The organism is Bacillus sp. URHA0034 (genome assembly GCF_056280405.1).
This window is the reverse complement of record NZ_JBWCDK010000002.1, coordinates 563,618-579,118: the sequence shown is the minus strand read 5'-3', so window position 1 is coordinate 579,118 and position 15,501 is coordinate 563,618. Positions and strand designations below refer to the sequence as shown.

Genomic DNA, 15,501 nt, shown 5'->3' with positions numbered 1-15,501 from the left:
TCTATTGATTTATTATTTCTGTACTAAAAAGCACTTAATTAAAAAGGGGAAAGTAACTCCGATTAAGTATGTAGCAATATGTAAAAAGGAAGGGGCAGTTAATCAAAACCTGCCTTTCAAAATAAAAAAAGGATATTTTTTTGTTCGTTATAAAGGAGAAAAGGTAAAATATGTAGAAATATTAATAATATGGAAATGTTGGCGTAACACAGAAAACTAGATTGTTATATTACTAACAAATTTGTAATGTGGATATGCCAGCAAACATAAAATACACGGATTAGTCAATTTAATGGGTGATGGGGGGATCAATTTGCAAAGAAAATGGTTAATCTTTGTTAGTTTGGCTTTTCTTATGTTGTTTAGCTTATGTTTTGGTGTACCTTCTAGTTCGGCCGCTACCGTCAACAAGTTTATTATCATTAACAAAGCAAACAACCAGCTGGCTTACTATGAAAACGGCGTCTTGAAAAAACAATTCAAAGTAGGAACAGGAAGAAGTAGTTCACTAACACCAGAAGGCAAATTCAAAATTGTTAACAAAATTGTTAACCGTCCATACTACAAAGGTCACATTCCAGGAGGAGACCCGCGCAATCCACTAGGTAACCGCTGGATGGGTTTAAATGCCCGTGGAACATGGGGAACAACCTACGGGATTCATGGGAACAATAACCCAAGTTCTATTGGAGGATATGTGAGCAGCGGCTGTGTCCGAATGTATGATAATGAAGTAGAGTGGCTATTCAATCAGGTGCCAGTTAATACACCGGTTGTCATTACAACATCCAAAAGCTCCTTCGACGCAATCGCAGTGGCAAATGGATTGAAAAGCGGGAAAGGTACACCTTCTGTCCCTGTTACTACAATCGGGGAAACCCTAAAAAAAGGTAGTCGCGGGCCAGCTGTTGTAACGCTTCAGAAAAAACTCACAGCACTAGGCTACAACACCAAAGGGTATGATGGCATCTTTGGGGCAAACACCGATAGCGCAGTCCGAAACTTCCAAAGAACTAATCACCTGCAAGTAGATGGCGTGGTAGGACCAAATACGAGAAAAGCCCTTGGACTATAAGGTCATTCATTTTCTAAGCCGCTCAGTTTTGCTGAGCGGCTTTTTATTATTCAATGTACAATAAAATAGAGACTTCCCAAAGAATTAGTCTCTTGGAAAGCCTCTATCCAATTAATATTTTACTTTTTTATCTGTGCCCGTTTTACAAAGAAAACTAAAACCAAGGCTACAAAAGCAATCAGTGTTGCCACAATAAATGCATCATTAATCCCATCTATTGTTGTTTGTTGCATTACTTGACCATAAAGCAAATAGGTAGTAAGTGGTTTCCCAGCAGCCGGCATGTGTGTTAAAGCTCCTAAGCTTTGAGTAAGCTGTGAAAATTGACCCGCAATGAAGGGATTCGCGCTAGTCATGGTACTAATATATTCACCATAATGTACCCCTGACCTAGTTGTCATAACGGTAACAAGGAATGCCGTACCGATACTACCAGCAATTTGTCTTGCTGTATTTGACGCTGCCGTACCGTGTGCCCCAAGGTGACGAGGCAATTGGTTTAAACCTTCTGTCATAATCGTCATCATAATGAATGACATTCCAAACATCCTAAATACATAAAGAAGGAGTAGATGGGAATAACTTGTTGTCATACTTAATTTAGTAAATTGCCATGTTGTAATAACAGTTATCGTTAAACCGATCACGCCAAGCCATCTTGCACCGATTTTATCAAAAAGTGCACCGGAAATCGGCGACATAATACCCATGATAATCGCACCTGGGAGCATCAATAAACCAGAATCTAAGGCAGAAAAACCTCGAATATTTTGCAAATAAATTGGCAGTAAGATCATGGCACCAAACATAGCCATATTGACAATCATACTTATAATGGTGGTTAAGGCAAAAATATCATATTTAAACACCCGTAAATCCAACATTGGCTTCTCAGTCGTTAACTCACGCCAGATAAAGGCCAGTATAGACAAAATTCCAATTGTTAATGAAATGACAACCGTTGAACTGCTCCAGCCATCGCTTCCTGCTTCACTAAACCCATATAACAAGAAACCAAACCCTAGGGTTGAAAATAATAATCCTGGGAAATCAAATTTAGGATTCGTCGTTTTAGTTACGTCTTTCATCCACATGAAGCTTAAAATTAAATCAATTACACCAATGGGAATGACAATATCAAACAATAATCTCCATGAATAATGTCCAATCAGCCAACCGGATAAGGTCGGGCCAATAGCAGGAGCAAAGATCATGACAACCCCCATGAGGCCCATGGCCTTCCCGCGTTTTTCCGGAGGGAAGAGGGCGAAAAAGACTGTCATCAAGAGAGGCATAATAATACCTGCACCACTAGCTTGGATGACCCGCCCAATCATTAACATAGAAAAGTTTAATGAAAGCGAACAAACCAGAGAACCTATAGTGAAAAGAAAGATGGCAGTAAGGAAAAGCTTTCTCGTTCCAAACTTTTCAATCAAATAAGCTGTGACCGGAATTAGAATTCCATTAACTAGCATATAGCCCGTTGATAGCCATTGCACAGTACTTGCTGAAACACCTAAATCATTCATAATATGTGGAATTGCAACATTCAGTAAAGTTTGGTTTAGAATGGCGACAAATGCACCAAGCATTAAGGCAGTAAGAATTTTCCCAGTTCCTGCAGACTTTTCGGATTCCTTTTCTGCTTGTTTAGACTGTGTAATCATTTCTTCTTTCGGCTGAACATCCGCTTGAACATACTCTAAAGCTGGCTCGGTTATAGCGTTATCTTCAAGCATTTCTTCCACTTCGCTTGATAGATCAAGATTTTGATGAAGATCTTTTTTATCAAGGATTGGCGATTGAGGAATATCTTCTACCTCTTGATTTTTAAGTTCACTTTGATTAATTTTTGGTTTTCTTTGTTTAAATACACCAAAATTAATCAAAAGTAGTACCAAAATACAAATTATGGCATAAACCGTGATATATATTGACATTTTATCACCTACTTATGAATTCGCACGGTCACGTTCATACCAGGAACAATTCCTACACCTTTATTATCATCAATTGATACTTTCACAGGAACCACTTGAGTCACTTTCGTGTAGTTAGCTGTATTATTTGAACTAGGTAACAATGAAAAAGTACTTGCAGTTGCTAAACCGATTTGTTGGATTTTTCCTTTTAAAGTTGAATTAGGGAAAGCATCAACATAAATGTCAACGTCCTGGCCTACGGCAATTTCGTCAACCTTTGTTTCATCAATGTTAGCTGTTACCCATAAATTGTTTAAATCATATACTTGTGCAAGCGGAGTTCCAGCTGCTACAAATGAATTTTCGACTGCATTACTTTGGACAACTGTTCCGTCAGTTGGCAAAGTTACTTTCATTTCAGTTGGTTCGCCATCTGGCCCAGTGGTAAGAATTGTTCCAATCGGACTATTTTTAGAAAAATTGTCCCCCACTTTACCTGCCCAATCTGTTAATTTTCCGTTTGCAGGGGCAGCAATTGTTACTTGTTGTCCGGCGATTTGCGCGTTATCTGTTGATAAATAATTAACAGTTTTATTGTAGTAGGCATATCCTGCAAATCCTCCACCTACTAAAACAATTAAAATAATAATGTTGACCAAAAGTAAACGTTTCGTACTCATTCAATTATTCCTCCTCAATTGTTAGCCTTTTTAAAACGAGTTGGTGAAGCCGCAGCAGATGAGTGATTTCCTCTTCCGGTAGATCTAGGACTTCTGTGATCTTCTTGATTAGCATCGAATCAGAAGAATTAAACTGTTCTAATGTTTTTTTTCCATCGCTTGTTAAAAGAATAGAGATGGTCCTTCTATCGCCAGGAGGTACCACTCTTTCGACTAGTCCGCTATGAACAAGGCGATCAATCACGCCACTAACAGTGCTATTCGTCAGTCTTAATTTTTCAGCGAGTTCACCTAAACTAATATTAGGGTTATTGTTAATCTTGAATAGTGCCTTTAATTGAACAGGGGTAATCCCTAATCTTTCTGCATCAAATTTAACAAGCCTGTTGTAGGCTTTATTTATTTCCAAAAAGCTCACTAATATTTCATTATTTAATATGTCCAGTTTCTATCCCTCCTTTCTTTCTATTTTCTAATATTAACTATAAGAACATTTCGTATGCGAAGTAAATTATAAACAGGGTCATGATGTAATGTCAACAATAAAACGTTGGAGTGTCAGATTACAGAAAGAAATCATACAATTTTCCTAAGGACAGCATTTTAACAAAATAGGGGGTAAGGGAATTGAAGTTTGAGATGCAAAAAGCGATTATGTTAGCAAAAAATATAAATGAATTTATTTTATATGTCGAAAAAAATCATGAGATCAAAAACAGCTTTAGGTTTAATATCGATAAATTATATCAAGTTAAACTCCTCGTTGAGGAATATAAGTTCCAGATGATCGCGGAAGAATTATTACGAATCAATCAGTACTCCTGGGATGGAAAGTATACTTATTATTTAGTTGATGGCTTTAAAAAGGGAATCGATGTTATAGATGATTATGTAAAAAATAATTACGAAGAGCTTTATCTTTTAACCGCTAAGCTTTATACATTAAAGGACCTAATTCAGTTATTTAACAAAATGGAAACGGAAACGTATGCTTAGGATACACAGAAAAAGGCTTGTTACAACATGGATGGAATAGGCCTTTTTGTTAGAAAGTATAAAGGTTTTTGACTTTGAAAATTGTCTAGCTCCAGCGCCTAGCCCCTCGATGGTCTACAGCCAAGCCGTTCAAAAGGTTAAAAAGCAACCTTTCGGCCGGCTTGTCTTATGCTTGTCGGGGCTTACCAAGGCGCTTGCGCTTTATATGTGCATACTTTTTTCCCAAGCTCCTTTAATTTCGACCCCTGTTGCCTTTGCTGCTGATTCTAACTCTTTGAGTTCCTGTTCTGTTAACACAATTTCAGCAGCCGAAATGGCACCATCTATGTGTTTTGGCTTTGTTACCCCTATAATAGGTACTGTTCCTTTTGCAATCGCCCATGCAATAGCGATTTGGGCAGGATCTGCACCACTCTTTTTACCAATGGTCTCCATCAAATCAATTAAATGATTTAACTTTTTCAGCACATCAGCATTGAATGCTTCTCCTCGCCTTGTCCCTGTTTTAAACGGATTTTTGTCACTATAGCTTCCTGTTAACGCACCCTGCTCTAACACCATATAAGAAAAAAACAGAACGTTATGTTGATTACACCAATCAATAATGCCTGCCTCTTCAGAAGAGCGGTAAAGCAAACTATAATGGTTTTGTACGGCTGAAAGTTCCAAACCTTCCTTTTCTAAAATCGAAGCTGCTAATTTTATTTCCTCTAAGTTATGATTCGAAACACCTGCGTGTTTTACCTTGCCGCTTTTCATTAAAGGAATCAGCTTAGTTGTCCATCTTTTTACATCATTTGGATTATGAATCCAATAGATGTCGGCATGATTCACCTCAAGTCGTTGTAAACTTTGACTGAGCATGTCCTCTATGGCAGTATCAGGCTGCTCCCCACGTGGAGTAAATTTCGTCGAGATGATCACATTGCTATTTTCGTTGATAAACTTCCCTAAAATCGTTTCTGAGGCGCCCATTCCATAAACCGCAGCCGTATCCCATAAATTGAATCCAGCTTTCATCGCTGCATCAAAAACGGGCTTTAAATCTTTTTCTGCAAGATTATTGCCAAAAACAGCGTCCCCGCCATTAATTCCATTTCCCCAAGACCAAGTCCCCAGTGCTATGGGAGGGATCTTATCATTTTTTAATTGAACATATTTCACTTACATTCCCACCTTCAAGATGAATTTATATCTTATTCTTACCCATAAAATTGTCATTTTTAAGGGAAGTGCATTTTAATCTGAGTAAATGAATCCTGAGTGCATTTGCAAGGAATAATTTGTTCTTGTAGTTAATTTAAACGAATAAAATAAGATACCTGCCGCCTTTTATTATTTGAGAAACCTTTTATAATTTAAGGTATACATCTAGTTATTGTTTAATAAAAACGGTTTGGCAGGTAGAACTAGAGAACTTTGGGCAGGGGATAAATATTGATGAATGAAAAATTAATAATAAATGCGGATAAATCCTATCAATTAGCTGAGCACAAGGCTGTACAGTATTTTCAATCACTTTATCTCCAAGTCATCGAAAAGTCTTATGTCCCTGCTTTAACAAAAGATATAAATGTATGGAAACAAAACCATATTCATCACCATCCACTATTCTCCTTTTTTTCGAAAAGAAAGAATAAAACGAATTCCCAAGGATATTCCAATTATATCCGTTGGCTTGATTATACAGGCAAACTGGATAACTATTTGGATCGCAGCATATCCTACCTATTTATGCGTGATCTGGGCAAAGCGTTGGATGCTCCTGACACCCAGATAAAAATTCGTCAGGTCGTTGCTCAGTTAAAAAATAGCCTGACCAAGGGTGGAAAAGAGGATCACGAATCGTTTAGTATGGGCGGGTTATATCGATGGGCTCAGAGGGAAGGAATTGAATCCACGATGATCTGGGTCTTGGATAAATTAAAAACAGTGTCCCAAAATATACCAGATGGGATGAATGCAGAGCATGCCCAGCGAAAACTTATCAAAATTATTGCAGGTGTGATGATGCACGTGGTTGTAGAGATGGAAGACGGTATTTCGCCTCTTGAACGAAGAAAGAGATTAGAAAAAGCCATTAGGCTTGGTTACTGCTATGGTCTGACCTATCCCTTCATTGATGATCTGCTCGATTCCCATGTTTTATCAGATGTGGAGAAAAACCATTACACCCAGTTAATTCGGACGTCACTTATAACAGGGACTGTCCCGGAGTTGGGGGAGTGGGTTGGAAAGAACAGTTCACTCATTCACTATATTCATTCTGAGCTCCGTGAGGCCTATGAATACATTAAGGATAATCAGCAGGCTGAAACATTAAAGTCCTTTTTTGATCAGTCCTACGTATTTTTTAACTCACAGGAAATAGACCGCAAAAAAGATCTGTCAAACGCCAATTACACCAATGAAGAGATTTATATACCGGTTATCTTAAAATCCGCTTCGTCGAGGCTAATTGTCCGCTCCGTACTTAGTGCCCCTGAAGATGAAGGCTTTGATAACCGGACCTTCTATTATGGAATTTACAATCAGCTCGCGGATGATTTTGCTGACATGTTTGATGATAGGAAGGAGGGTGCTGTTACTCCCTATACGTACTATTTAACCTATCATGATAAGCGGCCGGATCTGATCAATCCCTTTGAATTATACTGGGCGGTTATCGCCAATTTGATTCATCAAGTATACCAATCCGATATAAAAACCTGTGAGGTTATTCTTGACCGTGCCATCAATGGTCTGAAACGGTTCAAAGAACGAATGGGAACAACAAAATATAATGAAGTAATGGAGCTTTTTGCAGCAGGGAACCCACTTTTTAATCGACTGATCCAAAAAATGGTTGATAAAGCAGACGATGTGGATTTCTTCGATAAACTGCTTCGCGACCATATTATTACGATTTTAAAAAAGGAACGGCAGGAACAAGATGACTTTTTAAAAGAAATCGATATAGCACGGGTTCAAATTAATCATAGTCTAAAAATCTCCCAGGGAGAACAAGCTGCCCTGAAGGATGACCTTATCATGGAAGCTTCCAATTATTCTCTTTTTGGGGATGGTAAGAGATTAAGGCCGATTATCGCCTGGGAATTGGCAGTGAAGGGGTTTGGATTAAATCCAACGGCCATTATGCCTCTTTTAAAATCCTTGGAATATATGCATACGGCATCCCTGATATTTGATGATCTTCCGTCACAGGATAATGCCTCCATCCGCAGGGGGCGTCCGACCCTGCATAGGGTGTATAACGCAGCCATTGCGGAATTAGCTGGCTTGTTTCTAACCCAGAAAGCGATTGAGGAGCAAGCATCACTCCATGAATTTGATGCGAAAACAGTATTGAAAATGATCCAGTACTCTGCCCGGATGACAGAGAATATGTGTAAGGGGCAAGCAATGGATTTAGCCTCAAAAGGAAAGCCGTTAACACTGGAACAATTAACAATCATGAGTTTTTATAAAACTGGAATTGCTTTCGAAGCTTCCATCATTATGCCTGCCATCCTTGCACAAGCGAAGGAATCCGAAATGGAGGCATTGAAAAAATTTGCCCGCCATGCTGGTATTGCTTTTCAAATCAAGGATGACCTGTTGGATGTGGAAGGGGATCAAAGTAAACTTGGCAAACTAATTGGAATAGATAAAGAAAATAACAACTCCACATTTGTATCAATCTTAGGTCCAGAACAGGCAAGAAAAGAGATGTGGGAGCATTACTGTCTAGCCATTGAGGCACTTCAAGAAGTCCCTCGTAATATCACTTTCTTAAAGCATTTATTAAATTATATGGTAAATCGCGATCATTAAATTGTCCGATCAGAAACTATCAAAATGATAGTTTTTTTTCGTTTTTAATAAGAAATTTATATCAACAAAAGTTATAATAAAACCATGTTTCTATTGCCGAAGTAATCAAGGGGGTATGATGCCTGAAAACTAAAAATATATCACTGCAGACAAAAATCTTTGGGCTGGCCCTATTACTGGGATTAGTGTTAATCCTGCTGATGAGTGCATTTTATAGCTATATGGAAAGTAAGCAAATAGAGGAAAACAAGGGGAAATTGGCACTCGAAATTTCAAAAACAGTCTCATTTATGCCTACGATTATTAAGAGCTTCGAATCTAGTAATCCATCAAAAACCATTCAGCCCTTAGCAGAAAAAATCCGAAAAGAAACGGGTGCTGAATTTGTGGTAGTAGGAAACGTGGACGGAACAAGGTACTCACATCCATTAAAATCGATGATCGGAAAAAAAATGAAGGGTGGGGACAATGATAAGGCGATTAAAAAAGGGGAGTACTATGTTTCCAAAGCAAACGGTTCTCTAGGTCCTTCGATTAGAGGAAAATCACCGATCCTAAACAAAAACGGAGAAGTGATAGGGGTCGTATCAGTGGGATTTCTATTAGTAGATGTTAACCAGCAAATCACCAAAAATATCATAAAAGTACTCTTAGTTTCTATTGTGGCTCTAATCATTTCATTTTTCGGAAGTATGCTGCTAGGAAGGGATATTCGTAAAGATACGCTCGGACTAGAACCGTATGAAATTGCAGCATTATATAAGGAAAAGAACGCCGTCCTTCATGGTGTGAAAGAAGGAATCTTAGCCGTTAATAAAGACGGATTCATTACTATGATGAACCAGCCTGCTAAAAAACTATTGCATATTAAAGGATCTGTCCGCCATATAAAAGTCGAGGGTCTCTTTCCTTCAGGCTATTTATATGAAGTGTTAAATACAGGAAGTCCGATCGTTGATAAGGAATTAATTTGGAAAGATAAAACGGTCATTGTCAATTGCACGCCACTCTTTGACGAAAATGGGATCAGCGGGGTAGTGGCTTCTTTTCGTGATAAAACAGAAATTGAGCAGATGGTCAACACGATATCAGAGGTAAAGAGTTATTCGGAGGATCTACGTGCCCAAACACACGAATATACGAACAAGTTGTATGTGTTATCAGGCTTGCTTCAACTCGGTGAATTTGAACAGGCGATTGCGATGATACAAGCGGAGACTCAGGTCTTACAAGTTCAAAATACGATTTTATTTAACCAGATTAAAGATTCTAAAATCCAAGCAATCTTATTAGGGAAATTAGGAAAAGCTTCAGAAAAAAAGATAAAGTTCGAGATTCTTCCTGAGAGTTATTTAGACTATTTGCCACCCCATATGAAGCTATCTAATTTGATTGTGATCCTTGGTAATTTACTTGATAATGCCTTTGAGGCTGTCACAAACAGTAATTCTCCTATGGTTAAATTTTTTGCCACAGATATTGGCAGTGACATCATCTTTGAAGTTTCTGATAACGGCAAAGGGATCTGTGAAGGGGATATTCCTCTATTATTTGAAAGAGGATTTACTTTAAAAAACGGTGATAAACCAAGAGGCTTTGGACTATCCAATGCTGAAGAAGCGGTGGTCGAAATGAATGGAATGATTGAGGTCCAAAGTAACCCGGACAGTGGAACCGTCTTTACCGTGTATCTTCCTAAGCAATATGAGAGGAGCAAAGAACATGCATAAGATAAAAGCAGCGATAGCAGAAGATGATTTTCGAGTTGCCGAGATCCATGAAAAATTTTTACAGAAATTTAAGGAAATTGAGGTCGCTGGAAAGGCATTAAATGGGAATGAGACATTGGAATTGCTGACAGAGGAAGCCATTGATTTATTGCTTCTAGATGTGTATATGCCTGACATGCTTGGTTCAGATCTACTTCCAATCATAAGAGAGCGGTTTCCCAGGGTAGGGATTATTATGATAACCGCCGCCACTGATAAGCTTTTTCTAGAAAAAGCATTAAGCTATGGGGTAGAGAATTTTTTAATTAAGCCAGTGAACAGAGAACGATTTGATGAAGTGATTTTAGAATATATAAAAAAATACTCTCTGTTAGCTTCTGAACAGGAAATAAATCAGCAGTATGTTGACCTTTTGTTTGGTAAAAAAGAAGCGGAAAATGTGGGAAAAGGGAATGGCTTACCAAAAGGGATTGATGAGATTACCCTCAGTAAGGTGGAGAACGTTCTGCTGAATAAAAACCATGGCTTATCCGCTGAAGAAGTGGGGAAAGAAATTGGTGCCTCGCGGATTACTGCCCGCCGTTATTTAGAGTATCTGTCCTCGATTAATGAAGCTAAAGCAGAAGTGGTCTATGGAATCGTAGGAAGACCAGAAAGAAAGTATTATCCAATATAGTTAGACTGGCCGAAAAAGTGATGAATAATTTTTTTTACTCTCTGTTGATTGAAGTGGAAGGCGCGAAGACTCCTGCGGGGGTACGGGGCAGGGGAGCCCCACAGGCGCTTAAGCGCCGAGGAGGCTCCCCGGACCGCCCGCGAACCGCTTGCGCCTGGAGCGGAAATCAACAGACTAGTTTAAAGTATAAGAAAGAAGATGCCCCTGAAAGTTATACTTTTGGGACATCTTCTATTTATGAGATCTATGCAGGTGACTTGTGAACAATATGTACAAAATACACTTTAAATTACTTTAAAAACTTAATTTTGTAATCGTTTTCAACCTCTAAAATTTAGACTATTATAAATTTACAAACAAAAGGGGTGGGAATGATGTTAGCAATTCTAGGTTTTTTAATGATACTTATTTTTATGATTTTAATTATGACCAAACGTCTATCTGCCATGATCGCACTAATGGTGGTGCCTGTTGTCTTTGCCTTAATAGGTGGGTTCGGGAAAGAATTGGGGCCAATGGCGCTTGAAGGGATAAAAAGCGTTGCACCTACAGGAATCATGATTCTGTTTGCGATTCTCTTTTTTGGTATCATGATTGATGCTGGAGTCTTTGATCCGATTATCTCAACCATCTTAAAGCTAGTTAAAGGGGACCCTGTAAAAATAGCGATTGGAACAGCGGTACTTGCCTTATTGATTTCCCTTGATGGTGACGGCACCACTACATATATGATTACCATCTCAGCCATGCTTCCATTATATAAACGGATTGGTATGAAACCATTAATCCTCGCGGGGATTGCCGTCTCTTCCTCAGGGGTGATGAATCTTCTTCCATGGGGCGGGCCTACTGCTAGAGCCATGACCGCACTTCATCTTGAAATGGGAGATATCTTTACTCCAGTTATTCCGAGTATGGTAGGCGGTGTGTTGTTTGTATTGTTCATGGCGTTTTGTCTTGGAAGAAAAGAACGACAACGAATTGGTGTATTAGAAATCGATTATAGTACTCTTGCAATGATGGCAGCTACAACAGAGGATGCATACCTTAAACGTCCAAAGTTAATTGTTGTAAACTACTTGCTTACCATTGTCCTTTTAGTGGCACTAATTGAGGAACTACTGCCGAGCACCGTATTATTTATGATTGGATTTGCAATTGCCATTACGATTAATTATCCAAATATCCATGAACAAAAAGAACGGATTATGCACTATGCCGATAATGCTTTATCAGTTGTTTCAATGGTTTTTGCTGCCGGGATATTTACAGGTATTCTTTCTGGAACAAAAATGGTCGATGCGATGGCTAATTCGATGATTACGCATATTCCCGCAGACTTAGGCTCTCATTTTGCCCTGATTACAGCAATTATCAGTGCACCATTTACCTTCTTTATGTCAAATGATGCCTTTTACTACGGGGTGCTCCCACTCCTCGCGAAAGCTGCTAACGGCTATGGTATTGATCCTGCAATGATTGGGCGGGCATCATTATTAGGATTACCAGTCCATTTATTAAGTCCGTTAGTCCCTTCAACCTATTTATTAGTTGGAATGGTGGGTCAAGATTTCGGTGATTTACAGCGCTCCTTTTTAAAATGGGCTTGCGGTTCGACCGCAGTGATGATTTTAGTTGCGCTAGTCCTATCTATCATACCACTCTAATAATCTAGACAAAATCCACAGGCTCCTTCATTGGAGTTTTTGGATTTTGTCTGTGAACCAGGAGATTCTAATGGATGTATTTTTTCTAATATTGTTAAATGTTGTTTTACCTGTCTTCCTGTTAATAGCAGCAGGTGTATTTTTACATCGAAAGTTTAAGTTTGATATGAACACTCTATCGAAATTAAATACTTATTTTCTTATGCCTTCTGTCAGCTTTGTAAATATTTATCAAAATAATGTGGGTGGAGAAACACTTGTACATATCCTTGCTTTTTTATTAATTCAATGTACATGTTTAATGATAATAAGCGCAGTTATATCAAAAGCAGCAAAGTTTGAAAACGGACTATCCTCTACTTTTAAAAATAGTATCGTACTTAATAATGCCGGGAACTTTGGGCTGCCAGTAAGTCAGCTGGTCTTTCAACATAACCCTTTAGGTGCATCGATTCAGATTGTGGTGATGATTTTTCAGAATCTATTAACCTATACTTACGGGTTGTTTAATTCCGTTTCAGTAGATCAAAGGGGCTTTAGAGCATTAAAGGAATTCCTAAAGAATCCTGTCATTTATGCATTTTTATTAGGATTAGTCCTTCACTCCTGTCATGTTAAAATCCCGGCATTTATTTGGAAACCCATTCATAATACGTCAAATGCTTTTTTAGCTGTGGCATTAGTTACGCTTGGTGCACAAAGTGCTTATATAAAAATAAGCCGGTTTTCCTTGCCGCTTTTTTTAAGTTTATTTGGCCGTCTCATCCTATCACCTATCATCGCGATGATTATTATTTTATCACTAGATTTGGATGGAACTACGGCACAGGCACTATTTATTGCCAGCTCTTTTCCTACCTCAAGGAATAGTGCTCTATTCGCATTAGAGTATGGAAATCATCCTGAATATGCAGCACAAGTAGTTTTGATGTCTACTATTGTCAGCATGATTACCGTGACAACTACTGTGTATTTATCAGGTATCTTTTTTTAAAAGTTATGTCTGCGGCAGAACCTTTGGAATGATTATTCCAAAGGCTTTTTTACGTCGCGAGAGGATGGTTTCAACTAGATGTTTCTTGGGAACGATCCATCTTACAAAAAGATTCACATTTTGTCGAATGGTTATTTGTGAGGTTTCCTGACAGGTTAGTAGTTTTAACTTTTTAATAGTTTAGAATAGCTAAATATAAGGGACACCAAATTATACATATTTAGGAGGAATACCGGATGAATTTTAGAAAAGGTACCAAAACGTTCGTTACACTTTCATTGTGCAGTGCGATTATGACAATCCCAACTCTAGTATTAGCAAATGGAAATGCAGAAACAGCCATTTCCAAAAATCCTACCGCTGTTGAAAATGTGTTAAAAAATCCGAAAGCTGGGTTAGCAACAGGAATTGGGACCTTTCAGATTGAGGAAACAACGATTGCCCAGATACAGAAGGCGTTGCAAACGAATAAGATTACCTCAGTTGAATTGGTCCAAACGTATTTAGACAGGATCAATGCTTATGACAAAAATGGCCCGAAAATTAATTCAGTCCTAACACTTAATCCAGATGCATTAAAAATTGCAGCAGAAATGGACAAGCAGCGTGCAAAAGGTAAACAAGGGCCATTATTTGGGATTCCTGTTTTATTGAAAGACAATGTTGAAACTAAAGATCCTATGCCAACAACCGCAGGAGCGATTGCATTAAAAGATAATTATGCAGTTGAAGATTCATGGGTTGCCAAAAAGCTCCGCGAAGCAGGCGCTATTATTCTCGGAAAAACCAATATGAGTGAATGGGCGTACTTTATGTCGAGTAGTGCTCCGAGTGGATACAGTGGGATGGGCGGACAAGTCTTAGATCCTTATGGACCAACTACTTTCCCTGTAGGAAGTGTAGGCGGATCCAGTTCCGGCTCTGGTGCTAGTATTGCTTCTAACTTCGCAGTTGTCGCAATCGGTACAGAAACATCAGGATCCATCCTAAGTCCTTCAAGTGCAAACTCCCTAGTCGGAATTAAGCCGACTGTTGGTTTAATTAGCCGGACAGGAATTATTCCGCTTTCGATGAGTCAGGACACAGCAGGTCCAATGGCCCGTACTGTTACAGATGCAGCGATAACATTAGGAACTTTAACGGGTGTCGATCCAACAGACCCAATTACAAAAACAAGTGAAGGGAAAGCCCTCACAGATTATACCAGTCATCTCAAAATTGACGGTTTAAAAGGTGCTAGGATTGGCATTGATTACAGTTATCTGACTGGCACATCTAAAGAAAGTCAAGATCAAAAAAGATTGATTGAAGAAGCAATCGAAGTGATGAAAGCCCAAGGTGCAATTATTGAAGAAGTGACGATTCCGAGATATAGCTATACTTCCAATGTCCTATATTACGAATTTAAGCAAAATCTAAATGACTATTTAAAACACACTCCCGATTCTGTAAAAGTGAAAACTCTTGAAGATATTATTAACTTTAATAAAGAGGATCCGGCAGTCAGAATGAAATATGGTCAATCGATTTTAGAACGCTCACGAAGTATGAAAGGTTTGGACGATCCTGCTTATTTGCAGCAACGAGCGGATGATATCAAATATTCTAGAGAACTTGGGATTGATAAGGTGATGAAGGAAAATAATCTCGACGCCTTATTGTTCGCTAATAATCGCGGGGCAGGGATACCGGCTAAAGCGGGTTACCCGTCCATCACTGTCCCAGCTGGGTACACAAGCTCTGGAATGCCTGTAGGAGTAACTTTCTCGAGCATGGCTTATAGTGAACCCCGTTTAATTGAACTTGCATACTCGTACGAACAACACTCGAAAAAGCGTGGTGCCCCAGTATTGAAGTAAATAAAAGACCAAAATAAAAGAAGCTGCCCATAAGAAGTTGAAGGACAACTTTTTTGAGGACAGCTTTTTTTATGAATTTTTGGATA

At 38.7% G+C, this 15,501-nt stretch carries 12 protein-coding genes; 8 read left to right on the top strand and 4 right to left on the bottom strand.

From position 1 onward, the window contains the following. The first annotated feature begins 313 nt into the window (after positions 1-313). The gene (locus ACZ9EE_RS05070; protein WP_476025580.1) at positions 314-1,075 is read left to right on the top strand and encodes a L,D-transpeptidase family protein; all 762 of its coding nucleotides are present in this window, start codon (positions 314-316) and stop codon (positions 1,073-1,075) included. A gap of 119 nt (positions 1,076-1,194) precedes the next feature. Here the strand turns inward: ACZ9EE_RS05070 and ACZ9EE_RS05065 are convergent, their stop codons facing one another. The 3 genes from ACZ9EE_RS05065 to ACZ9EE_RS05055 are packed head-to-tail and all read right to left on the bottom strand — an operon-like array spanning position 1,195 to position 4,089. After that, positions 1,195-3,018: a DHA2 family efflux MFS transporter permease subunit gene (locus ACZ9EE_RS05065; protein WP_476025579.1), complete on the bottom strand. Its 1,824-nt coding sequence runs from the start codon at positions 3,016-3,018 to the stop codon at positions 1,195-1,197. Between the two features lie 8 nt (positions 3,019-3,026). Continuing rightward, on the bottom strand, positions 3,027-3,680 hold the full coding sequence (locus ACZ9EE_RS05060) for an HlyD family secretion protein (RefSeq protein WP_476025578.1): 654 nt from the start codon (positions 3,678-3,680) through the stop codon (positions 3,027-3,029). A gap of 4 nt (positions 3,681-3,684) precedes the next feature. Continuing rightward, on the bottom strand, positions 3,685-4,089 hold the full coding sequence (locus ACZ9EE_RS05055; RefSeq protein ID WP_476025577.1) for a MarR family winged helix-turn-helix transcriptional regulator: 405 nt from the start codon (positions 4,087-4,089) through the stop codon (positions 3,685-3,687). Positions 4,090-4,307: 218 nt separating this feature from the next. Here ACZ9EE_RS05055 and ACZ9EE_RS05050 point away from each other — a divergent pair, with 218 nt between their 5' ends. Continuing rightward, entirely contained in the window at positions 4,308-4,676 is a 369-nt protein-coding gene (locus tag ACZ9EE_RS05050; RefSeq protein WP_476025576.1) for a hypothetical protein, read from the top strand. A gap of 201 nt (positions 4,677-4,877) precedes the next feature. Here the strand turns inward: ACZ9EE_RS05050 and ACZ9EE_RS05045 are convergent, their stop codons facing one another. After that, positions 4,878-5,840, bottom strand: coding sequence for an aldo/keto reductase (locus ACZ9EE_RS05045; protein ID WP_476025575.1), 963 nt, complete (start codon positions 5,838-5,840; stop codon positions 4,878-4,880). Between the two features lie 276 nt (positions 5,841-6,116). On the opposite strand from ACZ9EE_RS05045, the gene ACZ9EE_RS05040 reads away from it, so the two are divergent. From ACZ9EE_RS05040 to ACZ9EE_RS05015, 6 genes are all read left to right on the top strand, one after another. Next, positions 6,117-8,489 (top strand): polyprenyl synthetase family protein, encoded by a 2,373-nt coding sequence (locus ACZ9EE_RS05040; RefSeq protein WP_476025574.1) that lies wholly within the window; start codon positions 6,117-6,119, stop codon positions 8,487-8,489. 221 nt (positions 8,490-8,710) lie between these two features. Beyond that, positions 8,711-10,219: an ATP-binding protein gene (locus tag ACZ9EE_RS05035; RefSeq protein ID WP_476025573.1), complete on the top strand. Its 1,509-nt coding sequence runs from the start codon at positions 8,711-8,713 to the stop codon at positions 10,217-10,219. After that, positions 10,212-10,895 (top strand): response regulator, encoded by a 684-nt coding sequence (locus ACZ9EE_RS05030; RefSeq protein ID WP_476025572.1) that lies wholly within the window; start codon positions 10,212-10,214, stop codon positions 10,893-10,895. The genes ACZ9EE_RS05035 and ACZ9EE_RS05030 overlap by 8 nt, the downstream gene beginning before the upstream one ends. Positions 10,896-11,269: 374 nt before the next feature. Further along, entirely contained in the window at positions 11,270-12,562 is a 1,293-nt protein-coding gene (locus tag ACZ9EE_RS05025; protein WP_476025571.1) for a CitMHS family transporter, read from the top strand. Between the two features lie 70 nt (positions 12,563-12,632). Continuing rightward, a complete protein-coding gene (locus ACZ9EE_RS05020) occupies positions 12,633-13,556 on the top strand; it encodes an AEC family transporter (protein WP_476025570.1) in 924 nt (307 codons plus the stop codon). Positions 13,557-13,792: 236 nt separating this feature from the next. Continuing rightward, positions 13,793-15,415: an amidase family protein gene (locus ACZ9EE_RS05015; RefSeq protein WP_476025569.1), complete on the top strand. Its 1,623-nt coding sequence runs from the start codon at positions 13,793-13,795 to the stop codon at positions 15,413-15,415. Positions 15,416-15,501 lie beyond the last annotated feature (86 nt).